At 33.2% G+C, this 26,905-nt stretch carries 26 protein-coding genes; 17 read left to right on the top strand and 9 right to left on the bottom strand.

From position 1 onward, the window contains the following. Positions 1–16 precede the first annotated feature (16 nt). From O5O44_RS10185 to O5O44_RS10175, 3 genes are all read left to right on the top strand, one after another. A complete protein-coding gene (locus tag O5O44_RS10185; protein WP_289194258.1) occupies positions 17–2,011 on the top strand; it encodes a M1 family metallopeptidase in 1,995 nt (664 codons plus the stop codon). Next, positions 2,008–2,910, top strand: coding sequence for a patatin-like phospholipase family protein (locus O5O44_RS10180; RefSeq protein WP_289194257.1), 903 nt, complete (start codon positions 2,008–2,010; stop codon positions 2,908–2,910). The genes O5O44_RS10185 and O5O44_RS10180 overlap by 4 nt, the downstream gene beginning before the upstream one ends. Before the next feature lie 69 nt (positions 2,911–2,979). Further along, positions 2,980–3,897, top strand: coding sequence for a patatin-like phospholipase family protein (locus tag O5O44_RS10175; protein WP_289194256.1), 918 nt, complete (start codon positions 2,980–2,982; stop codon positions 3,895–3,897). On the opposite strand, the gene O5O44_RS10170 is transcribed toward O5O44_RS10175, so the two are convergent. Together O5O44_RS10170 and O5O44_RS10165 are read right to left on the bottom strand one after the other, a co-directional pair. Next, entirely contained in the window at positions 3,889–4,410 is a 522-nt protein-coding gene (locus tag O5O44_RS10170; RefSeq protein ID WP_289194255.1) for a DUF7935 family protein, read from the bottom strand. The two genes, O5O44_RS10175 and O5O44_RS10170, sit on opposite strands and share 9 nt — an antisense overlap. Before the next feature lie 79 nt (positions 4,411–4,489). Further along, positions 4,490–6,037, bottom strand: a complete 1,548-nt coding sequence (locus O5O44_RS10165; RefSeq protein WP_289194254.1) for an FMN-binding glutamate synthase family protein — start codon at positions 6,035–6,037, stop codon at positions 4,490–4,492. A gap of 134 nt (positions 6,038–6,171) precedes the next feature. Here O5O44_RS10165 and O5O44_RS10160 point away from each other — a divergent pair, with 134 nt between their 5' ends. Together O5O44_RS10160 and O5O44_RS10155 are read left to right on the top strand one after the other, a co-directional pair. Then, complete coding sequence (locus O5O44_RS10160) at positions 6,172–8,505, top strand: ATP-dependent helicase (protein ID WP_289194253.1); 2,334 nt, start codon at positions 6,172–6,174, stop codon at positions 8,503–8,505. 10 nt (positions 8,506–8,515) lie between these two features. After that, positions 8,516–9,136, top strand: a complete 621-nt coding sequence (locus O5O44_RS10155) for an L-threonylcarbamoyladenylate synthase (protein WP_289194252.1) — start codon at positions 8,516–8,518, stop codon at positions 9,134–9,136. Positions 9,137–9,503: 367 nt separating this feature from the next. Here O5O44_RS10155 and O5O44_RS10150 read toward each other — a convergent pair whose 3' ends face one another. The 5 genes from O5O44_RS10150 to O5O44_RS10130 form a co-directional block, all read right to left on the bottom strand. Continuing rightward, positions 9,504–10,154 (bottom strand): hypothetical protein, encoded by a 651-nt coding sequence (locus O5O44_RS10150; RefSeq protein WP_289194251.1) that lies wholly within the window; start codon positions 10,152–10,154, stop codon positions 9,504–9,506. Next, positions 10,155–10,772, bottom strand: coding sequence for an SIMPL domain-containing protein (locus O5O44_RS10145; protein WP_289194250.1), 618 nt, complete (start codon positions 10,770–10,772; stop codon positions 10,155–10,157). A 308-nt stretch (positions 10,773–11,080) separates the two neighbouring features. Further along, the gene (locus O5O44_RS10140) at positions 11,081–11,920 is read right to left on the bottom strand and encodes an OmpA/MotB family protein (protein ID WP_289194249.1); all 840 of its coding nucleotides are present in this window, start codon (positions 11,918–11,920) and stop codon (positions 11,081–11,083) included. Positions 11,921–12,013: 93 nt separating this feature from the next. Continuing rightward, the gene (locus O5O44_RS10135; RefSeq protein ID WP_289194248.1) at positions 12,014–13,003 is read right to left on the bottom strand and encodes a glycosyltransferase family 2 protein; all 990 of its coding nucleotides are present in this window, start codon (positions 13,001–13,003) and stop codon (positions 12,014–12,016) included. Beyond that, a complete protein-coding gene (locus tag O5O44_RS10130; protein ID WP_289194247.1) occupies positions 13,000–13,446 on the bottom strand; it encodes a type I restriction enzyme HsdR N-terminal domain-containing protein in 447 nt (148 codons plus the stop codon). Before O5O44_RS10130 ends, O5O44_RS10135 begins: the two co-directional genes overlap by 4 nt. A gap of 61 nt (positions 13,447–13,507) precedes the next feature. Between O5O44_RS10130 and holA the strand changes: the two genes are divergently transcribed. The 9 genes from holA (at position 13,508) to sppA (ending at position 23,300) form a co-directional block, all read left to right on the top strand. After that, positions 13,508–14,512: a DNA polymerase III subunit delta gene (gene holA / locus O5O44_RS10125; protein WP_289194246.1), complete on the top strand. Its 1,005-nt coding sequence runs from the start codon at positions 13,508–13,510 to the stop codon at positions 14,510–14,512. Between the two features lie 11 nt (positions 14,513–14,523). Beyond that, positions 14,524–15,189 (top strand): uracil-DNA glycosylase, encoded by a 666-nt coding sequence (locus tag O5O44_RS10120; RefSeq protein ID WP_289194245.1) that lies wholly within the window; start codon positions 14,524–14,526, stop codon positions 15,187–15,189. Positions 15,190–15,882: 693 nt separating this feature from the next. Continuing rightward, the gene (locus O5O44_RS10115) at positions 15,883–16,722 is read left to right on the top strand and encodes a 1,4-dihydroxy-2-naphthoyl-CoA synthase (protein ID WP_289194244.1); all 840 of its coding nucleotides are present in this window, start codon (positions 15,883–15,885) and stop codon (positions 16,720–16,722) included. After that, positions 16,722–17,630, top strand: a complete 909-nt coding sequence (gene menA, locus O5O44_RS10110) for a 1,4-dihydroxy-2-naphthoate octaprenyltransferase (protein WP_289194243.1) — start codon at positions 16,722–16,724, stop codon at positions 17,628–17,630. Before O5O44_RS10115 ends, menA begins: the two co-directional genes overlap by 1 nt. Before the next feature lie 112 nt (positions 17,631–17,742). Then, positions 17,743–18,420, top strand: a complete 678-nt coding sequence (locus tag O5O44_RS10105; protein WP_019387455.1) for a metal-dependent hydrolase — start codon at positions 17,743–17,745, stop codon at positions 18,418–18,420. Then, positions 18,421–19,458 carry an o-succinylbenzoate synthase gene (locus O5O44_RS10100; RefSeq protein ID WP_289194242.1) on the top strand — a complete coding sequence of 346 codons (1,038 nt, stop codon included), beginning with the start codon at positions 18,421–18,423 and terminating at the stop codon, positions 19,456–19,458. Positions 19,459–19,461: 3 nt separating this feature from the next. Beyond that, positions 19,462–20,421, top strand: coding sequence for a CPBP family intramembrane glutamic endopeptidase (locus tag O5O44_RS10095; RefSeq protein WP_289194241.1), 960 nt, complete (start codon positions 19,462–19,464; stop codon positions 20,419–20,421). A 4-nt stretch (positions 20,422–20,425) separates the two neighbouring features. Next, positions 20,426–21,496: an AMP-binding protein gene (locus tag O5O44_RS10090; RefSeq protein ID WP_019387452.1), complete on the top strand. Its 1,071-nt coding sequence runs from the start codon at positions 20,426–20,428 to the stop codon at positions 21,494–21,496. 40 nt (positions 21,497–21,536) lie between these two features. Beyond that, the gene (sppA, locus tag O5O44_RS10085) at positions 21,537–23,300 is read left to right on the top strand and encodes a signal peptide peptidase SppA (RefSeq protein WP_289194240.1); all 1,764 of its coding nucleotides are present in this window, start codon (positions 21,537–21,539) and stop codon (positions 23,298–23,300) included. A 55-nt stretch (positions 23,301–23,355) separates the two neighbouring features. Here sppA and O5O44_RS10080 read toward each other — a convergent pair whose 3' ends face one another. Further along, positions 23,356–23,778, bottom strand: a complete 423-nt coding sequence (locus O5O44_RS10080; protein ID WP_289194239.1) for a DoxX family protein — start codon at positions 23,776–23,778, stop codon at positions 23,356–23,358. Between the two features lie 57 nt (positions 23,779–23,835). Continuing rightward, the gene (locus O5O44_RS10075; RefSeq protein WP_289194238.1) at positions 23,836–25,479 is read right to left on the bottom strand and encodes an acyl-CoA carboxylase subunit beta; all 1,644 of its coding nucleotides are present in this window, start codon (positions 25,477–25,479) and stop codon (positions 23,836–23,838) included. 146 nt (positions 25,480–25,625) lie between these two features. Here O5O44_RS10075 and O5O44_RS10070 point away from each other — a divergent pair, with 146 nt between their 5' ends. The 3 genes from O5O44_RS10070 to O5O44_RS10060 are packed head-to-tail and all read left to right on the top strand — an operon-like array spanning position 25,626 to position 26,894. Continuing rightward, positions 25,626–26,159, top strand: a complete 534-nt coding sequence (locus O5O44_RS10070; protein ID WP_289194237.1) for an NADPH-dependent FMN reductase — start codon at positions 25,626–25,628, stop codon at positions 26,157–26,159. Between the two features lies 1 nt (position 26,160). Beyond that, the gene (locus O5O44_RS10065; RefSeq protein WP_019387447.1) at positions 26,161–26,445 is read left to right on the top strand and encodes a GNAT family N-acetyltransferase; all 285 of its coding nucleotides are present in this window, start codon (positions 26,161–26,163) and stop codon (positions 26,443–26,445) included. A gap of 11 nt (positions 26,446–26,456) precedes the next feature. Beyond that, on the top strand, positions 26,457–26,894 hold the full coding sequence (locus tag O5O44_RS10060) for a MarR family winged helix-turn-helix transcriptional regulator (protein WP_289194236.1): 438 nt from the start codon (positions 26,457–26,459) through the stop codon (positions 26,892–26,894). Positions 26,895–26,905: the final 11 nt, after the last annotated feature.

Here is a 26,905-nt window from a genome sequence, read left to right as displayed (position 1 = left end):
GATTATATTTAAAATCATGAATCGTATAATCTTTATTTTATGTTTGAGCGTTAATTTTTTAATAGCTCAACAAACGGAATTTGTAGATTTCAAACACGTTGAATCAGTACTTCTTTTTAACCAGATTAAGGTTGATAGCACGGTTTTCAATTCTTATCAAGTCAAGTTTGATATTTTAAAACATACCGACTCGGTGTATTTAGATGCTCAAAACATGAAATTCATGAACGTAGCTCTAAATAAAACCCCCGTAAAATTTAAAAACGATGGTAATAAGTTAATCATTTATCACAGTTTTAAAGCAAATTCAACACACACATTAAATTTTCTGTTTTTCGCATCACCTAAAAAAGCCATGTATTTTATAGGTTGGGATAATGAGTCGCAAAACCAGTTGTGGACTCAAGGCCAAGGGAAATACACAAGTAATTGGCTGCCTTCTATCGATGATATGAATGATAAAATTGAGTTCGATTTAACAATTGTAGCGCCTAAAGGATATCAAGTAGTTTCTAATGGCAGCATGGTTTCAAAACGAGAAACGCCTACATATGATTTATGGCAATTTGATATGCAAAACCCTATGGCAAGTTATTTGGTAGCATTGGTTATCGGGAAATATGAGAAGAAAGTAGAACATGCTAAATGTGGCATTCCTCTAGAAATGTATTACTATCCAGAAGACTCATTAAAATTCGAGCCAACCTATCGCTATTCCAAACAGATGTTTGATTTTCTTGAAGAAGAGATTGGTGTTCCATATCCTTGGCAAAACTATAAGCAAGTACCTGTAAAAGACTTTTTATATGCAGGAATGGAAAATACTAGTGTTACTATATTTGCTGATAGCTTCGTGATAGATGAGATTGCTTTTATTGATAAAAACTATGTGAACGTTAACGCTCATGAATTAGCACATCAATGGTTTGGTGATTTGGTTACTGAAACCTCTGGGACACATCATTGGTTGCAAGAAGGGTTTGCTACATATTATGCTTTACTAGCAGAACGTGATATTTTTGGTGACAATTATTACCATTGGCGATTATACGATTATGCTCAAGAATTATTAGCACAAGATCAAGCAGGACAAAGTACAGCGTTGTTAAATCCAAAATCGAGTAGTACGACGTTTTATAAAAAAGGGGCTTGGGTATTGCACATATTGCGCGAAAAAGTAGGCGATAAAGCTTTTAAGTTAGCTGTGAAAAATTATCTAGAAAAGCATGCCTTTAAAAATGTAGAAACAACCGATTTTATTAGTGAAGTTGAAAAGGCGAGTGGCTTAGATTTAAAATCATTTGTGGCGGATTGGTTAGAAAGTAAATCCTTTTTGTATGAAGATTGTATAAATGCATTAAAAAGTAGTTCTGATGAGATTTCAAAAATGCTTCAGTTAGATGAACAACTTATGTTTTCGTCCCATTCAATAAATTCAAGCATTAACAGTTATTGGGAACAGGCTGAAAGTTCAGAACTTAAACGACGATTATTTCTAAAAGATGAAACAAGACTTGTTCACGATTCGATATTTAAAAAAGCATTAAACACAAACGATATTAAAATCCGACAAGCCATAGCGCTCACTAAATCTGAAATTTCAGAAGCATTAAAAACAGATTATGAATCGCTTCTTGAGGATGATTCGTATGTTACTATTGAAGCAGCTTTGTATAATTTATGGAAAAACTTTCCGCAAGAGCGACAAAAATATTTAAATAAAACCAAAGGTGTTCAAGGGTTTAAAGATAAAAACGTAAGAATACTTTGGTTAACTTTGGCTTTAATCACAGAGGATTATAATGCCGAGTTTAAAACACAGTATTTTGAAGAACTGACTTATTACACAAGTCCAGTTTTTGGTTTTGAGGTAAGGCTGAATGCCTTTCAGTATTTAAATCAAATTAAAGCTTGCCATGATGCTTGTCAAGTTAATTTAGAGCAAGCTACAAAGCATCATAATTGGCGATTCTCAAAGTTTGCTAAAGAATTAGTAAAGCAATATCAATGAAAGCATTAGTAATATCTGGCGGTGGGAGTAAAGGTGCATTTGCAGGCGGTGTATCTCAATTTCTTATTGAAGATTTAAAACGAGAATATCAACTGTTTTTGGGGACATCAACAGGTAGTTTGCTTGTTTCTCATTTGGCTTTAAAAAAAATTGATAAAATTAAATCTGTTTATACCACCGTGAATAACGACAGTATTTTTAGCGTTTGTCCATTTCATGTAACACGAAAACACGGCGTTCAGAATATCCGAATTAATCATTTAAATGTGTTGTTGAACTTTTTAAGAGGAAGTAAGACTTTTGGTGAGAGTTTAAATTTAAAAGCTTTAATAAGAAAAACAATTACTGAGGAAGAATTTACGGTTTTGAAAAACTCCATGTTGGATATCGTGGTTACAGTATCAAATTTATCGCTAAATCAAGTTGAATATAAGTCTATTAAAGATTTTGATTATTCCGAGTTTTGTGATTGGGTATGGATTTCTTGTAATTACACACCTTTTATGACCTTAGTTAAAAAAAACGGATGCGAATATGCCGATGGCGGTTTGGGAAGCATGGTACCTATAGAAGCTGCCATACAACGCGGTGCTACCGAAGTAGATACCATTATTTTGCAAACTGAAATTAATCAGTTAAACAGATTACCGTCTAAAAACCCTTTTTCGTTATTAACCAATATGTTTAGTTTTATGCTCGACCGTATTGAGTCTCAAAATATAAAAATAGGTAAATTCGTAGCCTCTCATAACAATGCAATTATTAATTTTTATTATGCTCCAACGGTTTTAACAACCAATTCGTTAATATTTGATAAAGAGAAAATGACAAAATGGTGGCATGATGGCTATAATTTTGCTAAATTTAAAAACCAAGAAGTTAGTCCGTTAGAAAATTAAATATATGGCACAAAAAGTTTTAAATAATTACCCCTCGAAAGATATAGAGTTAAACACAAATTATAGTCAATGAAAGCATTAGTTATTTCTGGAGGAGGTAGTAAAGGTGCCTATGCAGGTGGAGTTGCAGAATATTTAATTAAAGATGAAGGTAGAGATTACGACATGTTTTTGGGTACTTCAACTGGGAGCTTGTTAATCCCTCATTTGGCTGTTGGTGCTATAGATAAAATACATAAAGTATTTACTAATGTAAATCAGAGTAACATATTTAGTGTCAATCCTTTCGTGCTACGAAAAAAAGGAAATAGAGAATTCGTTTCTATCGATTTTTTAAATTCATTATGGCAGTTTATTAAAATGAAACGCACCTTTGGTGAAAGTAAAGCATTGCGTAGATATTTAAAAAAACATTTTACTTACGAAGAGTATTTACTCATCAGGGACACTAAAGATGATGTGGTTGTTACGGTTTCTAATTTATCAAAAAATGTTGTAGAGTATAAGTCGATTAAAGATTTTAGTTACGACGAGTTTTGCGATTGGATTTGGATTTCATGTAACTATATTCCGTTTATGTCTTTAGTGAAAAAAGACGGATTTGAATATGCAGATGGTGCTTTTGGTTGTGTAGTTCCTATTCGTGAAGCCATTTTGCGAGGAGCTACAGAAATAGATGCTATTATTTTAGAGTCTGAAAGTATGCAGTATAATAAAATATTGGGAAAGAACCCGTTTTCATTAATGATTAGCCTGTTTGGACATTTATTAGATCAAGTGGAGCGTAGTGATATTTTAATAGGCAAACTCGCGGCAAAGAATAGAGATGTAAAATTAAATTTATACTATACACCATCAAAGCTAACTGAGAACTCGTTAATTTTTAATAAAAAACTAATGACTTCTTGGTGGCAACAGGGATATTATTATGCTAAAGAAAAATGTGAACAAGCACGATTTAATGAATTACGCGAAAGTTTACCATAACTCTGAAACCTCGTTTTTTATGTATGATAGTGCTGTGTCACTTGGTGAGTTCCGTTCCATCATTTCTGTTAAAACAACTTCTCTCAACTTATTTGCTGTGTCTGTTTTTTCTAACATATTAGCTTTCCTGATAAGTTGAATTGTTGCGTTTTTTGCTGTCGTAACAATGCTCCAGCATTTGTCACTAATGTAGATTTGTTGAGATAAATTATGCTCAAACTCTTGTTCAATGGCTTGTATAAGTAAAGATTCGTAATCGTTTTTGTTTGAAGATATTGGAGTAACTCTAATAAGCAATTTAGATGGTGTAATACGTTCTAAAAAAAGGGCCATGCGCTCATACGCTTGAAGTCGTAGTGGTAACGCATTAACTTGTAAATCTTTTTTCAATAAAAATCGCCTTCTGCCATCTTCGTTTTTCGTATGTTCTCTAAAAAAGTAATACGCAATTACTCCAGTTATTAACGAAGGCACTGCAAATAAAAAAAGGTCTAAAATTCGGCTTATTTCCATCAGAGATTATTTAATTACAAACATAACAGATTAAATTTAGTGTACAAAAAATTATTAAAAACCAGAAACGGCTTTGTTACTATCTGGCGCCTCCCAGATGCTCACAATCTTTTAGACTTTGCATACTAATAAAAGGTACTGCAGTTTTCTCGTATTGATAGGTTTTACTTAATTCTTTTGATAGATTGTGGTCGTCTACATTGACTTCAACATCACTCATTTTAAATTGACAAGGATGCTCGTAACCCGCAGCATGTGTTATTTCGATTAACTCTTTTCTGAAAGTTTTAAAATATTGAGCTAATCGAATCGATTTTAGAGTTGGGTCTATGCCATTTTGAAGCCATTTACTTTGTGTAGCTACGCCAGTCGGACAACGATTTGTATGGCAAATTTGCGCTTGTATACACCCTATGCTCATCATGGCTTCTCTAGCAACGTTTATACAATCTGCACCCATAGCAAATGCCATAGCAGCTTTAGCCGGAAAGCCTAATTTTCCGCTGGCAACAAATACAATGCGTTCGGATAACCCTTTGGATTTGAATAATTTATATAAATCACTGAATCCGTATACCCAAGGTAATGACACATGGTCTGCAAAGCTTGGAGGAGCAGCTCCAGTACCACCTTCGCCACCATCAACCGTAATAAAATCAGGACCTTTGTCAGTTTTTAGCATAATATCAGCCAGTTCTTCCCATTGCTCCAATTTCCCAATGGCTGCCTTGATCCCTACAGGTAGCCCTGTGGCTTCAGCTATGCTTTCAATAAAATCTACTAATTCAGGAACATTAGAAAAAGCTTTGTGATTTGGTGGAGAAAGCACATCTTTACCGACTTCAACACCTCTAATTTCGGCAATTTGTTTGGTTATTTTAGCTCCAGGTAAAACGCCACCTTTACCAGGTTTTGCACCTTGAGATAATTTTACTTCTATGGCACGGATGAATGGATTATCGTTTACAAGTTTTATCATTTTTTCCATAGAGAAACCACCATCTTCGGTTCTCACACCAAAATAGCCCGTTCCAAAATGAAATACGACGTCGCCGCCGTTGCTGTGATAAGGTGATAAACCGCCTTCTCCAGTATTATGATATGCATCTGCTATTTTAACGCCTTTATTTAGCGATTCTATAGCTTTCGCAGACAAAGAGCCGAAACTCATAGCCGACACATTGATAATAGAAGCCGGACGATATGGCCTTTTTCGTTTATTGTATTCGCCCATAACTTTTGCACAAGGCAAAAAGGTTTTATCGATTTTATTAGGATGGTTTTCTGGCAACTTAAAAGGCATCATCGCATTATTAATAAATACATGCTGATGCTCATAAATATCTCTATCTGTACCAAAACCTTCATAATTGTTTTCCTTTTTAGCAGAAGCATAAATCCAACCGCGTTCTATACGGTTAAAAGGTAATTCTTCTCTATTATTGGCAACGAAATATTGCCGCATTTCAGGGCCTATACTTTCCAACCAATAGCGTAAATGCCCAACAATAGGGTAGTTATGACTTATAGTATGTTTTTTTTGAAAAAAGACATCCCGAATGGCAACAAGCGCTAAGGCTATTAAAACCCAACCCCACCAGGCTATGCTTGATAAAAAATCTAACATGTGTTTATTTTTTTTATGACTATGGAATGTAAATATATTTAAAATAAAAGATGTAATTGTTTATAATTATTAATAATTCTGAATTAATAAAAGCCTAACAATGGTTATTTTCACGGGATAAAATTGATGATGATTTGGAAAAGTATTTAAGCCAGTTAAACGATGCGCAATTAGAGCCAACAATTCAGATTGATGGCCCTATGATTGTTATTGCTGGTGCGGGTTCCGGTAAAACCCGTGTGTTAACATATCGTATTGCATATATGATGAGCAAGGGTATCGACCCTTTTAATATTTTGTCGCTTACATTTACAAATAAAGCTGCTCGCGAAATGAAAGATCGTATTGCGAGTATTGTAGGTGCTAGTGAAGCGAAAAACTTGTGGATGGGAACCTTTCACTCGGTTTTCGCTAAAATATTACGTATTGAAGCCGATAGATTGGGGTACCCTAGCAATTTTACTATTTATGATACTCAAGATTCCGACCGATTAATAGCTTCAATTATCAAAGAAATGGAGCTTGATAAGGATATTTATAAGTATAAGCAGGTACGTTCAAGAATTTCATCTTATAAAAACAGCCTCATTACAGTAAGAGCCTATTTTCAAAATGCCGAATTAATTGAAGCGGATACTATGGCGCGCCGCCCTAGATTGGGAGATATTTATAAAGAATATGTAGAGCGCTGTTTCAAAGCAGGCGCTATGGATTTTGACGATTTACTCCTTAAAACCAACGAGTTGCTTACACGTTTCCCTGAAGTTTTGGCTAAATATCAGAATAGATTTAAATACATTTTGGTGGATGAGTATCAAGATACCAACCATTCGCAATATTTAATCGTGCGAGCCTTATCAGATAAGTTTCAAAACATTTGTGTGGTAGGTGATGATGCGCAAAGTATTTATGCGTTTCGTGGCGCTAATATTAATAATATTTTGAATTTCCAGAAGGATTATGACGATGTGAAAGTGTTTCGATTGGAACAAAATTACCGATCTACAAAAAATATTGTAAATGCTGCTAATTCCATTATTGATAAAAACCAAACCAAATTAGAAAAGATTGTTTGGACGGCTAATGAAGAAGGAGCTAAAATAAAAGTAAATCGTTCGTTAACCGATGGGGATGAAGGGCGTTACGTAGCAAGCACCATTTGGGAAACGAAAATGCAAGAGCAGCTAGCTAATAGTGATTTTGCCATTCTTTACAGAACCAATGCACAATCGAGAGCCATTGAAGATGCTTTGAGAAAGCGCGATATTCCTTATAGAATTTACGGAGGCTTATCGTTTTACCAGCGTAAAGAAATAAAAGATATATTGTCGTATTTGCGATTAATTATTAATCCAGCAGATGAAGAAGCGCTAAAACGGGTTATTAATTTTCCGCCACGAGGCATTGGGCAAACCACGGTTGATAAACTTATTGTTGCTGCAAATGGATACGAACGTACCATTTTTGAGGTGATGAAAAACATCGATAAGACCAATGTTAATATGAATAGTGGCACCCGAACTAAACTTCAAAATTTTGTAACGCTCATTGAAAGTTTCCAAGTACTGAATCAAACTGCAGATGTTTTTGAATTGGCAGAACATGTGACCAGAACAACAGGACTAATAAAAGAATTCAATAAAGATGGCACGCCAGAGGGTGTTGCTAGAATGGAAAATATTGAAGAGCTTTTAAACGGTATGAAAGACTTTGTTGAGGGCCAAAAAGAAATTGCAGATACTACAGGTAATTTAGCGGAATTTTTAGAAGATGTAGCCTTGGCAACGGATTTGGATGCAGATAAAGGGGACGCTAACCACGTAGCGTTAATGACTATACATTTAGCCAAAGGTTTGGAGTTCCCGTATGTCTTTATAGTTGGTTTGGAAGAAGATTTGTTTCCTAGCGCTATGAGCATGAATACAAGAAGCGAACTAGAAGAGGAGCGCAGATTGTTTTACGTGGCATTAACGCGTGCCGAAAAGCAAGCATACTTAACTTACGCCTTGTCGAGATACCGTTGGGGTAAATTGATTGATTCTGAACCGAGTCGTTTTATAGAAGAGATAGATGAACAATATTTAGATATTGTCACACCAATTGAAGAGCGTCGTTTTAACCCCATGCTTTCTGCTGATATTTTTGGCGATGTTGAACCAAATAAAATTAGATATAAGCCAGCAAAACAGCCAGTTTTAAAGAAAGGGTCGGCTGCTAAAAAAGAACCTGAAAAATTTCAAGTAACAACGCCAAAAAACTTAAAGCCAGTTTCAAAAACAAACGGAAACACCAATCTTTTTGATAGTAAATTGGTAGTTGGTAATATTGTGAAACACATCCGTTTTGGTACTGGCGAAGTTTTAAAAATAGAAGGCGCAGGTGCCGATACGAAGGCCGAAATTAATTTTCAGCATGGAGGCGTTAAAAAATTATTGTTGCGTTTTGCAAAATTAGAAGTTGTTGGTTAAATAAAGCAATATGGCAGAATTTGTTAGAATTTACGAAGAAAATCCAAACCCAAAGGAAATTAGCAAGGTTGTTAAAGTTTTAAAACGTGGCGGACTCATTATTTACCCCACCGATACGGTTTACGGTTTAGGTTGCGATATTACCAACTTAAAAGCGTTGGAAAAAGTAGCTAGAATAAAAGGCGTCAAGTTAGACAAGGCAAATTTCTCGTTTGTTTGTCATGATTTAAGCAATTTAAGCGATTACGTAAAACAAATTGACACGTCGGTTTTTAAAATATTAAAAAGAGCCTTACCGGGACCTTATACGTTTATATTACCAGGATCGAAATCGTTACCAAATCCTTTTAAAAAGAAAAAAACTGTTGGTATTCGTGTGCCTAATAATAATATTGCCTTAGAAATTGTAAAACAACTTGGAAATCCTATCATATCAACGTCTATTCACGATGAAGATGAAGTACTAGAATATACCACAGACCCCGAATTAATTTTAGAAAAATGGGATAATTTGGTGGATTTAGTTATTGATGGTGGTTATGGCGATAATGAAGCTTCTACAGTTATAGATTTATCAGAAGATGAGCCTGTTGTTGTAAGAGAGGGCAAAGGCAGTTTGGAGATTTTCTGATGCCTGAGAAAGCCGTAAGCTCACGAAACTTAGCTTTTTAATTCTCAAGAATTTCTAGATAAAAATAATTTGGGTGCCTGCCTGCCGGCAGGAAGGTTACCACAAGGGTCGGGCTTTTCGTTACAAGTCCTCGCTCGTACCTCGCTGTGGGCTATCCACTGCAATCCCTAACGCTGACTTGTTTGTTATCTTGTTTTTAAATTTAAAATTACTTTTTTGGAGAGGTTCGTTTAACGGTCTCGGCAATGAGTAGTTGCGTGTTTTAGCACTTAACTTTGCAAGTATGCACCAAACTGAAAATCCGCGAGGATTTTCAGAAGTAGGCGAGAACAAGCAATTACTTATAGCCATTGTTGGCAATAGTATTTTATTTTTTATTTAAATTATATGTTACCCATAAATTATACCCTCCATTCCGGGTTGAGTTTGAACTTTCAGTTTCATACAACATATTTCTACCACCTAATAATTCAAGTAACCTTAACAATAATTCTCCTCTTTCGCTGTCAAAATCTATGTCATCATATATCGAACTAGAGTAAGTAGTATCATCATCTATATTTAGTATTTTGTCAATTTTATAACCTAAATGATTTGCTAATACTTTTGCTTGAGAATTTGCATTGTTCAAAGCCAATATTGCCTTTTTATCTTCTTCTTCAAAAAGATGCTCTGGCATTTTAAAGTATACTTTATCTACTTTTATTTGTAAATCGTTACACAAGATTAATAGTTTGTCAAATTCGTTTTTATCTTTCTCTTCAATTTTATATTGAATTTTCTTTGAATTTTTTATATCATCAATTTCAACTAATTTATTATTCAATCCTTTTGCAACAAGAGAATCTTTAAAAACACTGATTTTTTCAAGGGTTGAATCATTAGTTGATATTAACGCAACATTACTTTCTGCGTATTCTGTATAGCTTGAAAAACCTAAAACACGTAAGGTTATGTCCTGACCAAAACTACAGCTAATTGATAGCGCACAAAAAAAGATTAGAATATAAACTTTCATTTAGTCAACAAGTTTAAAAGTAATGGCTACTCTATAAGATTTTATGATGTCTTCTTTTTTATTCTCTATTTTTTCAGTTCCATAACTAGACTCCTTAACTTCTATGTTTAATATTTTTCCAACTTTCATATTAATCTCATCACAAATCGCTTTTGCTTTACGTTTGGCGTCATTAATTGCTTTTAAACTTAATTCAGTTTCTAAATCTTCATCGGACATATCGAATAAATATTTTATCTCTTTTATTCGCATACCATCAACTTGAATATTTGAAATATTTTCTAGCTTATCAAAATCAGTAATTACATAATAATTTTTACTATTACCTCTTGAGTAACTTTTACCTTGAATAACTATTTCTAATTCACTTTCTTTAATTCCAATTTTAGAAAGTTCAGTAATTGTGGAGTTGTAAGCTTCTTCAAAGGAAATATCTTTTGAATTTTCATTGTATTTATTTGCTTTTTGTTCGGAGATAGTAATTTGAACTTTTGCTTTGTCCGCACTTATTTCTTTTTTAGCATTACCAATAATTCTTATGAACCTTTCTGTCGACTGACTGTAAACAGAAGTCGATAAAATCAATGTTAAGATTAAAATTTGAATTGTTTTTTTCATATTTTTTTATTTATAATTTTAATTTTAGTATTCTGCTTGGATATTATTGCCAACTAAGGCGGATATCAAACGTTTAAATGTTTTAAATCCGACGTTAAACGAAGTTAGTTGAAATTTATTACAAAGTCAAGTAAAAATCTAAATCGATATGATAAACTTGAAGTGGAGTTTAACAGCCCGCGTTAAGGATTGAGCGGCATGTTTGATCCCGATGATAATCGGGAGAGTAGTGAAAGCCTGACCCTTGTGGTAACGCCATAAAAAAAGCCCAACTTACGTTGAGCTTTTTAATTTGTTATTGAAATTTATTAGTTGTTTCCAGCTGCTAAATTTTTCATTTCTTTTTCAATCATATCATAAAACTGATCGATTTTTGGAAGTACTACAATACGTGTACGTCTGTTTTTTGCTCTGTTTTCGGCATTATCATTTTCAACTAAAGGCACAAACTCTGCACGACCTGCGGCAATAAGTTGCTTAGGGTTAACTCCAAGTTCTTGTAAAACTCTAATGATAGAAGTTGAACGCTTCACACTTAAATCCCAGTTGTCTAGTAATGGCTCTTTTCTATAAGGCACATTATCTGTGTGACCTTCAACCATACATTCGAAATCTGGTTTGCTGTTTACCACTTTAGCTACTTTAGCTAAAACTTCTTTTGCTCTTGTAGTTACATTGTAACTTCCACTCTGGAATAATAATTTATCGGCAATTGAAATGAACACAACACCTTTTTCTACATTTACTTCGATGTCTGGGTCGTTAATACCAACTTCTCGCTTTAAACTTGTTACTAAAGCAAGTGTAATACTGTCTTTTTGAGTTAAAGCATCTTGTAAACGTGTAATTTTAAGTTCTTTTTCTTTTATGCTTTCTAGTGTTTTTTCAACATTACTAGCACCTTTTGCAGATAAAACGGTTAGGTTGTCATTGCTTTTACGTAGGTCTGCTACTTGTTCCTCTAAGGTTTTTGCTCTTGCGGTTGCTGAAGCTCTATCTTCTAAACAAGCGTTTAATTTTACTGTAGCAGAGTTAAGTAAATCTTGAGTTTCTTTTTGCTTTGCTTCAAGATCTGTGTATAGTTTTTTAGATACACATGAACTAAGTAAAAGCATTGCAGATACACTAAGTAATAAAATTTTCTTCATGATTATATTAAGGATTAATTTTCAATTTTAATAGCACAAAAATATATAAAAATCAATCAATTTTAACATTTTAACAAAACTTTTACTAAAGAGTTATAAACTATTGAAATTGCTCTTCTTTTTTACGAAGTATTCGTACACAATAGATGTTTTGTTGTAGTATTTATTTTTGTGTTTTATTTGTTTTCGTTGCGCTAAAACTCGTGGTAACTGCCGATAATAGCTAAAATGTGCTTTAAGAATGGCTAAACTATGCTTTGGTTTTAGTTCAACCAGAAACTTTGCAGCAGCTACACCATCTAAAATGAGGCGTACTATTATTTTGCCCAAAACAAAACCATTGGCGTTTTTAGTGAGCGTGAAAAGACTGTTTCTAAAATTTAGGAATGTTTTTTTTGAACTACTATTTTTCAATGTTGCTCCACCAACATGATATACTTTTGAAGCACCAACATATTTTATATCGAAGCCTTTATTTTTGGCACGCCAACACAAATCTATTTCTTCCATGTGCGCAAAAAAGTGTTCGTCGAAGCCGTTTAATTCATAAAACACATCTTTTTTTATGAAAAAACACGCGCCCGATGCCCAAAAAATATCGGTAGAGTCGTTGTATTGTCCTTGGTCTTCTTCAATAGTATTAAAAATTCTACCTCGGCAATACGGATAACCAAATTTGTCTATAAAACCACCAGCTGCACCAGCATATTCAAAATGGTTTTTCTTTTTGAAGTCTAATATTTTGGGTTGAATTATGGCTGTTTTAGTGTCTTTCTGAAAGGTTTCAATAATAGGTTCGAGCCAATTTTTAGTAACTTCAACATCGCTATTTAAAAGGCAAAACACATCGGCTTCAACATGTTTTAAAGCGTCATTGTAACCTTTGGCGTAACCCCCATTTTCTGTATTTTGAATTATTGAGATTTTTGGATATGACGATTTTAGAAACGCGATGGAATCATCGGTTGAGGCATTATCCACGACATAAACGTCTGCATCTTGAGAACATTGAATAACCGAGGGTAAAAACTGTTCTAAAAGTTTTTGTCCATTCCAATTAAGTATTACAACTGCGACTTTCATTTAATATAATCGGGAATATTTTTTAAAAATTGGTAGCGTTCATTTTTAAAATCCATTTGGCAATAATAATGATTTAATCCGTTGGTTACCATTAAGTAGGTTGCATTTAACTCTAAATTATAACGTGCTATTTGATCGAATGTGTCTTGTTTTACAATTATTTTAGGCGCTTTACATTCAACAATAAGATGTATGCTACCATCTGAATTGAATACCACAATATCATATCGCTTTTTTAATGTGTTTATAGTCAGCTCTTTTTCAATATTGATTAAAGATTTAGGATATCCTCTTTCTTGTATTAAAAACTGAATACAATGTTGGCGTACCCATTCTTCGGGTTGTAAAACCACAAATTTTTTACGAATAGGATCAAAAATAGAAACTTTATTTTCGCTACTTTTGAAACGGAAGTTATATGTGGGAAAATTTAATTTTATCACATCACAAATTTATCATTATAATGTCACTTCGTGTGATTTTCAAAGAAAATTTTAAAGTAGTTTGGACGAAGTCAAGCAATTAGTTTCAGATATTAAAAGTAAAAATCTTAAACCTATTTATTTTTTAATGGGCGAGGAGTCGTATTACATTGATAAGATTTCTGATTTTATTGAGGATAATGTTTTGGCTGAAGAAGAACGAGGTTTTAATCAGATGGTGTTGTATGGTAGAGATGTTACGGTTGAAGATATTGTTGGAAATGCCAAACGCTACCCAATGATGGCTGAACACCAAGTGGTGATTGTGAAGGAAGCTCAAGATTTATCGCGTACTATTGAAAAATTAGCGAGTTATGCAGAATCACCCCAACCATCAACGGTTTTAGTAATAAACTACAAGTATAAAAAGATTGATAAGCGAAAATCACTTTATAAGGCTATTAAGAAAACGGGAATAGTTTTTGAAAGTAAGAAGCTTTACGATAATCAAGTAGCAGATTGGATTCGTAGAGTTTTGTCGCCCCAAAACTACACCATTACTCCTAAAGCAGCACAAATGTTGGTTGAGTTTTTAGGAACCGATTTAAGTAAGATTAGTAACGAGCTTGAAAAACTTCAAATTATTTTACCTGAAGGTACTCAAATTACACCCGACCATATTGAAGAAAATATCGGGATAAGTAAAGATTATAATAATTTTGAATTACGAAAAGCAATAGGGGAACGTAATGCCTTAAAAGCGTATAAAATTGTCAATTATTTCGCAGACAATCCAAAGGAAAACCCAATGGTTGTAACGGTTTCATTATTGTTTAGTTTTTTCTCTCAGTTACTGCATTTTCATGGGTTAGCAGACAAATCACCTAGAAATGTAGCTTCAGCTTTAAAAATCAATCCGTATTTTGTTAATGAATACATTACTGCAGCAAGAAATTTTCCAATGCGAAAAGTAAGCGCAGTGGTTTCTGCATTGCGAGAATTTGATGTAAAAAGCAAAGGTGTTGGATCAAATGCTGTTCCTCAAGGCGATTTACTAAAAGAATTATTGGTAAGAATATTTAATTAATTGCGATTAATATGAATTTTCATATTCACGAAAGCTGGCAGACTTATTTAAACAATGAGTTCAGTCAACCTTATTTTTTAGAATTAATGGATTTTGTAGCGGCTGAATATAATACTAAAACGTGTTTTCCTCCAGAAAATGAAATCTTTAATGCATTTAACACGTGCCATTTCGATGATGTAAAAGTGGTTATTATTGGTCAAGACCCATATCACGGAGATGGACAAGCTAACGGTTTGTGCTTTTCTGTTAAAGATGGCGTAGCGCATCCACCATCATTAATTAACATTTTTAAGGAAATTGAATCCGAACTTGGTGTTCCATACCCCAAAAGTGGAAACTTAATGCGTTGGGCAAATCAGGGTGTTTTGTTATTAAACGCGACTTTAACTGTTAGAGCAAATGAAGCCGGAAGTCATCAAAAAAAAGGTTGGGAAAAATTTACCGATGCTACAATTAAGTTGATTAGCGATGATAAAGACCATGTTGTGTTTTTGCTTTGGGGTGGTTTTGCAAAGAAAAAAGAAAAGTTTATCGATACTGGCAAGCATAAGGTACTTACTTCTGGCCATCCTTCACCTTTAAGCGCGAATCGGGGCTATTGGTTTGATAATAATAACTTTAAAGAAACAAATAAATACCTGCTTAATGCAGGCAAACGACCAATATATTGGTGATTTTAGTCCGCATTTTTATTTTTCATATGAACATGAAAAAGTAAAAAAAGAGCCAAAAATATTGATGCAAATAAGATTACGGGGTATATCATAGTTAACATAGACAATGTCTTTTAAAATTAAGACACATTATATTGAATATGGTCACACTCTTACAAGTTAAAATTTAACTTCCCGTTGGTGCAAGCACTTGAGTAGAGCTTGATAATGAAATCCCTGGTCTTAAAATAATAGGTTTTTTGTCTGCTTTTTTAGTTTTATCCGTTTTATTACAGCTAAATTTCAGCAATAATAAATTGATAATTACAAGCGAAATAAGAATTAGAGTAATTGTTAATAACATAGGCGATTCGGTTTAAATATTCGCTAAAATACATTTTTTTTCGACAAAATACAATTTTATGTCAATAAAATGTTAATATTTACTAATAACTTAATGCAAAATTAACAAATTTTAGGTGTCATACAATACGTACTAATGCTTATTTTATTAGATTTTATAATTATTTAATTGTTAGAGTGAAATATTGCTTAGTCGGTAATTTTTTATGTGTTTTTTTATGCAGTCGGCAATTTTATAACACTTTCTTTGTATTAGAAAGTACAGCTTCAAATATGATGAAAAAAAACTTTTTTAAAATGGAATGGTTCATTTGATGAAATAAATTTATTTTTGAACAAAACAAAACAATCATGAGTCAACCTGAATGGGTAGTTGTTAAAGAATATCAGGATATTACTTATAAGAAATGTAATGGTGTTGCGAGAATAGCATTTAATAGACCTAATGTTCGGAACGCTTTTCGACCAAAAACTACAAGCGAATTATATGATGCTTTTTATGACGCCAATGAGGATGTTAATATTGGTGTTGTTTTATTATCAGCTGAAGGGCCTTCAACTAAAGATGGCGTTTATTCATTTTGTAGTGGTGGCGATCAAAAGGCTAGAGGGCATCAAGGTTATGTGGGTGAAGATGGTTATCACCGTTTAAATATTTTAGAAGTACAACGTTTAATTCGTTTTATGCCTAAAGCGGTTATAGCTGTAGTACCAGGTTGGGCCGTTGGTGGTGGACATAGTTTGCATGTCGTTTGCGATTTAACACTTGCAAGCAAAGAACATGCAATTTTCAAACAAACTGATGCCGACGTCACCAGTTTTGATGGTGGATATGGTTCAGCATACCTAGCTAAAATGGTTGGACAAAAAAAGGCAAGAGAAATCTTTTTCTTAGGAAGAAATTATACTGCTCAGGAAGCTTTTGAAATGGGAATGGTTAATGCTGTTATACCGCATGAAGACCTTGAAAATACTGCTTATCAATGGGCCCAAGAAATATTGGCTAAATCTCCAACATCCATAAAAATGCTTAAGTTCGCCATGAATTTAACTGATGATGGTATGGTAGGGCAACAAGTTTTTGCTGGTGAAGCAACCCGTTTAGCATATATGACCGATGAGGCAAAAGAAGGAAGAGATGCTTTTTTAGAAAAAAGAAAGCCTAATTTTAATAAAAAATGGATTCCTTAATGCAGAATATATCAACATGGGTTTCTGCTATGCGTTTAAGAACGCTTCCTCTTTCTATAGCTGGAATAGTAGTGTCTGCGTGTTTGGCGCATTATAATGGCTTTTTTGAATGGGATATTTTCGTTTTAGCCGTTATTACGACTCTTAGTTTTCAAATTCTATCGAATCTCGCAAATGATTATGGAGATGGCATAAAAGGTACAGATAACGAAGATAGAATTGGTCCTGAACGCGCCATTCAATCAGGACAAATATCGCCAGAAGAGTTAATGAATGCCATTAAAATAAATATAATGGTTTCAATTATTTTAGCGTTTTTATTAATTTTTTCAGCATTTGGCGTAAAACATTTTTTGCTCACTGTTTTATTCTTTCTTTTAGGCTTTTTATCCATATCAGCGGCAATTAGTTATACAGTTGGAGATAAAGCATATGGTTATCGAGGTTTAGGAGACTTGTTTGTTTTTATCTTTTTTGGTTTGCTCAGTGTTATAGGGTCTTATGTGTTATTTGCTAAAGAATTTCATCATGTAACTTTTTTACCTGCTATTACAATAGGTTTGTTGAGTACAGCAGTATTAAATCTCAATAATATGAGAGATAGATTATCGGACGAGAAATCAAATAAAATAACCTTAGCAGTTAAGTTAGGTGAAAATAAAATCAGAATTTATCATAATGTGCTCGTTTTGGGCGCTATTATAGTTTCTTTATTATTTGGAATTTTATATTACACATCACCATATAATCTTATTTATTTTGTGGCTTATATTCCGTTATTGCTTCATTTAAAAAGAGTTAACGGTAATATTGACCCTAAATTATTTGACCCAGAACTTAAAAAATTAGCCTTAACAACTGTATTGCTATCTATATTAATGGGCCTTGGTCATTTACTGCCTTTTTAGTACTTTTAATAATCTAAAAATTCTAATTTTCTCAATGAGAAGATGTATATCAAATGTTTGTGTTAAGACTGAAATATTAAAACATCATCATTGAAAAATAAAATTGATTTCTATGAAAATTACTTTTTACGGTCATGCTAGTTTAGGTATTCAAATAAAAGACATCAATATTCTTGTGGATCCATTTATTTCTCCAAATGAAAAAGCATCACATATTGATATAAATACGTTAAAAGCTGATTATATTTTGCTAACACATGCGCATCAGGATCATATTGCAGATGTAGAAGTTATTGCTAAAAGAACAGGAGCTATAGTGGTTTCGAATTTTGAAATTGTTACCCATTATGGTGAACTTGGTATTGAGGGGCACCCAATGAATCATGGGGGTAAATGGGATTTTGAGTTTGGTACCGTAAAGTATGTGAATGCCATTCATACGTCTTCATTTCCCGATGGCAGTTATGGCGGGCAACCAGGGGGGTTTGTTATAGAAGGCGAACACAAAAATATCTACATAGCCGGAGATACAGCTTTAACTTTTGATATGAAGTTAATTCCACTTCAAACTAAATTGGATTTGGCTATTTTACCTATAGGAGATAATTTTACAATGGGTATTGAAGATGCCATTTTAGCAAGCGATTTTGTTGAGTGCGATAAAGTATTGGGCTATCATTATGATACTTTTGGATATATTGAAATTGACCATGAAGATGCCAAACGAAAATTCTTCGAAAAAGATAAAGATTTAATGCTACTTGAAATTGGAGAATTTATTGAATTGTAAATGATACATGCGTCCTACAAACCATATTTATTAAATTTTAAGCAAGCAAGCGGAACTTCGCGTGGGATTTTAAAAACGAAAGAAACTTGGTTTTTAATATTAGAAAAAAATAAACATAGAGGGATTGGTGAATGTGGACTTTTCAGGGGTTTATCAATTGATGACAAACCAGATTACGAAGAAAAACTAAAATGGGTTTGCGCTAATATTAATTTAGGGTTAGACCTTTTGTTAGATGAGTTGATTGAGTTTCCTAGTATTCAATTTGGGTTAGAATCAGCTTTCAAATCTTTAGAAAGTAGTAATCCCTTCGTGCTTTTTTCTTCAAAATTCACAGAAAATGAGGATGCTATTGCAATTAATGGATTAATATGGATGGGCTCTGAAGCATTCATGAAATCTCAAATTCAAGAAAAAATAAAATCCGGTTTCAACTGTATAAAAATGAAAATTGGAGCTATCGATTTTCAAACGGAAATTGCGCTTTTAAAATCGATAAGAAAACAATTCACTTCAAAAGATATAGAATTGCGTGTTGATGCCAACGGCGCATTTCACCCAGAAGAGGCATTAGAAAAGCTTAAAATCCTGTCTGATTTAGATTTGCACTCTATAGAACAACCCATAAAACAAGGGCAAATTGAAACTATGGCTAAATTGTGTGACCAAACACCTTTACCAATTGCTTTAGATGAAGAATTAATTGGAGTTTTTTCAGTAACAAAAAAGAAAAAATTGTTACAAACAATAAAGCCGCAGTATATCATCCTAAAACCAAGTTTAGTTGGCGGGTTTTATGGAAGTGATAGTTGGATTGATCTAGCCGAAGATCTAAATATTGGTTGGTGGATTACAAGTGCCTTAGAAAGTAATATAGGATTAAATGCCATTGCACAATATACATATACTAAAAATAGTAAGATGCCTCAAGGATTAGGCACAGGAAGTTTATTTACCAACAATTTTGAGAGTCCATTGCAAGTAAAAAATGGTAAATTGCATTACAATAATAAGCGTAATTGGGAATTTAATTTATAAGATATGTACATAGCTCAAGCCTTCAAGGGTTTACATGAATTTTGGCGATACATTATAGGTGTTGTTATAGCTATTTTTGGCGTAGTTATTTTTTCATTTCCTCATATGATTGCAATTGGCATTGAAACTGCTAATGGTAATTTGGATTTGTCTCGAATGTCCGATACTAGTTACATCATGAGTATTTTCGAACCTAATTTAAACTTAGTGTTTGTTTTATTGCCTTTTGCTGGTGGTCTTTTAGCATTACTTTTGGTTGTTAAATTTTTGCACAATCAGACTATTAAAATATTCACTACAACTAGAAAGAAAATAGATTGGAAACGCTTTTGGTTTATCTTTTTTTTATGGGGCGTAGTGTCAAGCAGCTTTGTACTTATTGATTACTTTATATCTCCGGAAGATTATCAATGGAATTTTAAATTAATGCCTTTTATAATACTTTGTGTAATTGCCATTATATTAATACCGTTACAAACTAGTTTTGAAGAGTATTTGTTTAGAGGATATCTAATGCAAGGTCTAGGTGTTTTGGCAAAAAATAAATGGGTACCTTTAATAATAACATCTGTAGTATTTGGCTTGTTACATATTGCTAATCCTGAAGTTGAGAAACTGGGTTATATTATTATGGTTTATTATATAGGAACGGGGTTGTTTTTAGGAATTATTACCTTAATGGACGATGGTTTAGAATTGGCATTGGGATTTCATGCTGCCAATAACTTATTTACAGCACTTTTAGTTACCGCAAACTGGACTGCTTTTCAAACGCATTCAGTTTTTAAAGATTTATCCGACCCTTCAGATATGGGTTTTACCGAAATATTTGTACCCGTTTTAGTTGTATTTCCAATCCTTCTTTTTATTCTTGCCAAGCGATATAAATGGAATAATTGGAAAGATAAATTAATAGGACAGGTTATTGAACCGCCAAAAGAAGATTATAAAATTTTAGAATAAATATATGACACCAAATTACACCAATGTCCATTTAAGATTTATGCTAGACAATGTTAGCTATAATCACGAAGACCTTATGGAAGTAGCTTATAGCTACGTAAAAGAAGGGATGCCTTACCAGCAAGAATTAGGTAACTTTTTACTTGATTGGTTGGATAATAAAGATTATGTTATTGTTAAAACATCGGGATCAACAGGCAGACCTAAAAAGTTGAAAATAAAAAAACAAGCCATGGTTAATTCTGCTCTGGCTACTGGAGATTTTTTTGATTTAAAACCAGGGAGTAAAGTTTTACATTGTTTGCCATCAAATTTTATCGCAGGTAAAATGATGATTGTTAGAGCCATTATTTTAGGTTTAGAATTAGATATGGTTGAACCTGCTGCACTACCTCTTATTGATTACGAGAAAGATTATAAATTTTGTGCATTTACACCAATGCAACTTAAAAATTTCGCTAAGTATTTTAAAAATATTAAAACGGTAATTGTTGGAGGCGGACGCGTATCAAAGGCTATAGTAGAGTTAATTAAGGATAAAAAACCTCATGTATACGAAACTTATGGGATGACAGAAACGGTTTCACATGTGGCCGTTAAGAAGCTGAATAATTTTGATGGCGAAGAAGAAAAGTATTTCACAACTTTGCCAGAAATAACTGTTTCGCAAGACGAACGAGGTTGCTTAGTCATTGATGCGCCTAAATTATCAGATCAAAAAATTGTAACTAACGATATTGTTAATCTAATTTCAAAAACAAGTTTTGAATGGTTAGGTAGGTACGATAATGTGGTAAATTCGGGTGGAATTAAATTATTTCCGGAACAAATTGAAAGTAAACTTCAAGATAAAATTCCGGAAGAATTTTTTATAACTTCTGTGCCAGACGATACTTTAGGAGAAAAACTTGTTTTAATTGTTGAAAGTGATAAAAACACTTTAGATGCTAATGTTTTTGAAGGATTAGATAAGTACGAAAAACCCAAAGCGGTTTATAATTTATCTAAATTTAAAGAAACAACATCCGGAAAAATTCATCGTAAAAAAACCTTAGAAATGCTCAATCTTGTTTAGTTGTGTTTTTATTGATTAATCTCCTTTTAAAATAATAGCTATGAGTTTTTTAAAGCGTGTACTTTCAACCGTTACGGGCATTTTTGTATTCTTATTAATCTGTTTTTTTGGGTTAATTCTTTTGGGTATGCTAATAGGGTCGGGTTCTGATGATGTGGTTCAAGTAAAACCTAATTCTGTTTTAGAATTAAAGTTAGATTTTCCAATATATGATTATGCGGGAAAAACGGAGTTCACAGATTATCCGTTTCTAAACGAAGATGAAAAAAATGGACTTTTTAATATCATTGATGCCATAAAATATGCTGAAACAGACGACAAAATCAAAGGCATTTCAATTGATAATAATTTCATAAACGCAGGTATTTCACAAACAAAAGCATTACGTGGAGCATTAAATAAATTTAAGGCTTCAGGTAAGTTTGTAGTGGCTTACGGGGATATATATTCCCAAAAAGATTACTATTTAAGTTCTGTAGCGGACACTATTTTTATCAACCCTGTTGGATTTTTAGATTTTAAAGGATTGTACACAGAGCGATTGTATTTTAAAGACTTTCAAGATAAGTCTGGATTTAAAATGGAAGTTGTTAGGTTAGGGAAATATAAAAGTGCGGTTGAGCCTTATATAGCTAACGAAATGAGTGCGGAAAATAGAGAGCAAATTTTAGTGTATTTAAACTCACTTTGGAACGAAATAAAACAGGATATTTCATTAAGTAGAAATATAACAACCGCGAGATTAAATAACATTGCAGATAGTTTATTAGCTAGAACACCACAAATGGCTAAAACATCAAATTTAATTGATAAAATAGCATATCATGATGAATATGTTAAAGGGATGAAGCACGCTTTAAAACTTAAACCTAATAAAGATTTAAATGTTATTAATGTTGCAGATTATTCTGAGTATGCATCAAAAAAAATAAACGCAAATTATAGTAAAAATAGAATAGCCGTAATTTATGCAGAAGGCGATATCATGTATGGTGAAGGAGAAAAAGGTATAATAGGGCAGGGAGCCATGAATAAATCTTTAGAAAAGGCGAGAAATGATGATAAAATTAAGTCAATTGTAATTAGAGTAAATTCTCCAGGAGGAAGTGCTTTGGCAAGTGAATTAATTTGGCGAGAAATAGAGCTCACTAAAAAAGTAAAACCTGTGATTGTTTCTATGGGTGATTTAGCAGCTTCTGGCGGATATTATATTGCATCAAATGCAGATAAAATTATTGCAGAACCAACTACCATTACTGGAAGTATTGGGGTTTTTGGAATGTTACCCAACGGAAAGAATTTAGCAGATAATATCGGTATTAATGCAGAACAGGTTGCTACAAACATAAATGCAGTAACCTATAGTTTTTTTGAACCCTTGAATGATAATCAACGTGAATTCATAAAGGAAGGAATTTTAGATATTTATGATTTGTTTTCAAGACGTGTTGCTGAAGGCAGAAATTTATCAAGAGAAGAAGTTGAAAATATTGCCCAAGGTCGTGTATGGACAGGGACTGATGCTTTAAAAAATGGTTTAGTAGATGAATTAGGAGGCTTAGATTTGGCATTACAGCGAGCTGCAGAAGCGGCCGAAATTCAAGAATATCAAATAAGAGAATTTCCAGTTTTTGAAAAAAGCCTTGAAAAGATGCTTCAAGATTTAGGAATAGCTAAAACCAAAGAAACTATTATGACTGAAGAGCTAGGAGAAGAAAACTACAAAATGCTCAAAGAATTAAAAAGATTATCACAGAAAAAAGGAGTGCAATTGTTATTCCCATTTAGTACAGAAATAAAATAATAGTAAGATTTTGAAAAAAAAGGTGTTTCTAAATTTAAATAGAAACACCTTTTTTTTATTGTTGCATTTTAAAATAATAATCTAATGAACGTTTTCCTGATCCATATACTAGAAAAAAAGCGCATACTAATAGCGTAATTAACGCTAAGGTTAAGTTACTCGAATTCATTTCACCCACAAAATTAATAACTATTGCGCCAATTAAAATAGGTAACTGCGCCAAAATAGCCCAACGGGTTAGAAGTCCAAATGCAATCAGCATACCGCCAATAAAATGAGCTGGAGCCACATAGTGTACCATCATCATACCACCTGCCATATTTTGCATTGGTTTAAATAGTTCCATGAGCATTGCGCTGTTTGCCATAAAATCAATGCCTTTAAAAAACAAGAAGACGCCTAAGGCAATGCGCAGCAAATCAATAGGTAAATAGGTGTGTTTGTTTGCCCATTTATTGAGTGTTTTTATCGTTTCCATGATTTATATTGTTGATATTCAAACAATAAGATACGAAAATTTAATTGTAAATAGAAATTAAACTTGAAGCACACCCATGTTAAATTTCTTTTCAATTGGTGCGTGGTTAGCAGCTTCAATACCCATGCTTATCCACGTTCTAGTATCCAATGGGTTGATAATAGCGTCTGTCCAAATTCTAGCCGCAGCGTAATAAGGTGAAACTTGATTGTCGTATCTGTCTTTAATTTTATTGAACAATTCTTCCTCTTTTTCTGGTGTTATTTTTTCACCTTGTTTTTCTAAAGAAGCCTTTTCAATTTGCAGCAAAACTTTAGCTGCAGAGTTTCCACTCATAACCGCAAGTTCCGCACTTGGCCATGCAACAATTAACCTGGGGTCGTATGCCTTACCACACATAGCATAGTTTCCTGCGCCGTAACTATTACCAATTATTACAGTGAATTTTGGAACAACCGAATTACTAACTGCATTAACCATTTTAGCCCCATCTTTTATAATGCCTCCGTGTTCACTTTTACTGCCTACCATAAACCCTGTGACATCTTGTAAAAAAACCAACGGTATTTTCTTTTGGTTACAATTCGCAATAAATCGAGTAGCTTTATCTGCAGAGTCATTATAGATAACACCACCAAATTGCATTTCTTTGGGTTTTGTTTTAGAACCAGTTGTTTTTACTAATTTACGTTGGTTGGCAACAATTCCAACCGCCCAACCATCTATTCTGGCGTAACAAGTTATTATGGTTTGACCATATCCCGCCTTATATTCATCAAATTCAGAGTTGTCTACCAAGCGCTTAATAATGTCATACATATCATATTGGTCGGCTCGAGATTTTGGGACAATACCAAAAATATCTTCAGGTTTTTCTTTTGGCTTTTTAGCATCTGAGCGATTAAATCCTGCTTTATCGTAATCACCAATTTTATCAATAATGTTCTTTATGGTTTCTAAGGCATCGGCATCGTTTTTAGCTTTATAATCGGTAACCCCACTAATTTCGCAATGTGTCGTCGCTCCACCTAGAGTTTCATTATCAATAGTTTCACCAATAGCAGCTTTTACTAAATAACTTCCGGCAAGAAAAATGCTTCCAGTTTTATCTACAATTAAAGCTTCATCGCTCATAATAGGGAGGTAAGCACCACCTGCTACACAGCTTCCCATAACCGCAGCAATTTGGGTTATGCCCATACTGCTCATAATGGCATTATTTCTAAAAATTCGTCCAAAATGTTCTTTGTCTGGAAAAATTTCGTCTTGCATAGGAAGGTAAACACCAGCAGAATCCACTAAATATATTATTGGCAACCTGTTTTCTATAGCTATTTCTTGGGCTCTTAAATTCTTTTTACCTGTAATAGGAAACCATGCACCAGCTTTTACGGTTGCGTCGTTTGCTACTACAATGCATTGTTTGCCTTTTACGTAACCAATTTTAACTACTACACCGCCTGAAGGGCATCCACCGTGTTCTTCGTACATGTCTTCGCCTGCAAAGGCAGCAATTTCAATAGAATTTGCTTTAGGATCTAGCAAGTAATCAATACGTTCTCTTGCTGTCATTTTTCCCTTAGCGTGTAGTTTTTCTATTCTTTTTTTTCCACCGCCTAAGCTTACTTTCGCGAATCGTTTTTGGAGTTCTGATACTAAGAGTTTATTGTAATCTTCGTTTTTATTGAAGTTAATATCCATGTAGCTATAGTTTGTTGCTAATGTACAAAAGTTTAAAAAATTTTAAATGCTTTGTTAATGAAATCATAAATTATTTTACATGGAATTAGTTTCCTTGGAAACTAAAAATATTTGTTGTAAATTTGAACTATTAAAAAAAATAATCTATGAAAAAAGTAATAGCATTTGCAGGTAGTAATAGCCAAAACTCAATAAACAAACAATTAGTTACCTACGCTTCAAGTTTGCTTGAAAACACAGAAGTGAATTTATTGGATTTAAATAATTTTGAATTACCAGTTTTTGGTGTGGATTTAGAAGCTGAAATAAAAGGGCAACCAGACAACGCCCATAAATTTTTGAATCTTATAAGAGAGTCGGACGGTATTTTGCTGTCGTTGGCAGAACATAATGGTGCTTACACAGCGGTATTTAAAAATCTTTTTGACTGGATGTCTAGAATTGAAGGCAAAACATTTTTTGGTAAATCTATGTTATTAATGGCAACTTCACCTGGAGGAAGAGGTGGTCAATTGGTTTTAGAAATAGCGAAAAACAGATTTCCTTATCATGATGCTAACATCATTGAAACGTTTTCATTGCCATCTTTTGGAGATAATTTTAAAGACGGAAAAATTGTTAATTCTGAATTGAATGAGAAATTAAGTAAGGCCGTAAATCAATTTGAAAATCAATTGTAAAATGGAAATCAAACAAACCGATACTGGTGAAAAGGGGACATTTTTCATCACTATTAAAAATGTGAAAATGGCAGAAATGACTTATACACATGCGGGTTCAGATAAAATTATTATTGATCATACCGAAGTAAATGAAGCTCTTAAAGGCCAAGGTGTAGGCTATAAATTAGTTGATGCAGCGGTTGCGTATTTGAGAGCGAATCATTTAAAAGTAATTCCACTTTGTCCGTTTGCCAATGCTGTTTTTAAGAAAAAGCATGATGCATATGCTGATGTTTTATTCTAATAATTAAAGTTATGGGAGATTTATCAAAAGACATTAATTCAAAGTTTGTTAACAATCGGGTTAAGGCTTTATTAAACATACTTTATACTGCAAATTGGATTTCGAATCATCAAAATGAGTTTTTTAAACCATTCGGGATTTCGCCACAACAATACAATATTCTAAGAATTTTAAAAGGCGCTAAAGAACCTTTAAATGTACAAGTGATTAAAGATAGAATGATTGAGCGCGCACCAAACGCCACGCGTTTAATGGATAAATTATGTGCTAAACAGTATATAGAGCGCCTGCCTTGTGAGTATGACAGACGTGTTGTAAAAATTGCAATTACAAACAAAGGAATGGAACTTTTAGAATCCATACCAAACAATTTAAATAAAGATTTATTAAAAAATTTAAATGAAGAAGAAGCAGAACAATTAAGTAATCTGCTAGATAAAATGAGATAATTAAAGAAAGG

Source organism: Algibacter luteus, assembly GCF_030344935.1.
Lineage (GTDB): Bacteria > Bacteroidota > Bacteroidia > Flavobacteriales > Flavobacteriaceae > Arenitalea > Arenitalea lutea.
This window is presented reverse-complemented; position numbering and strand designations above follow the sequence as displayed.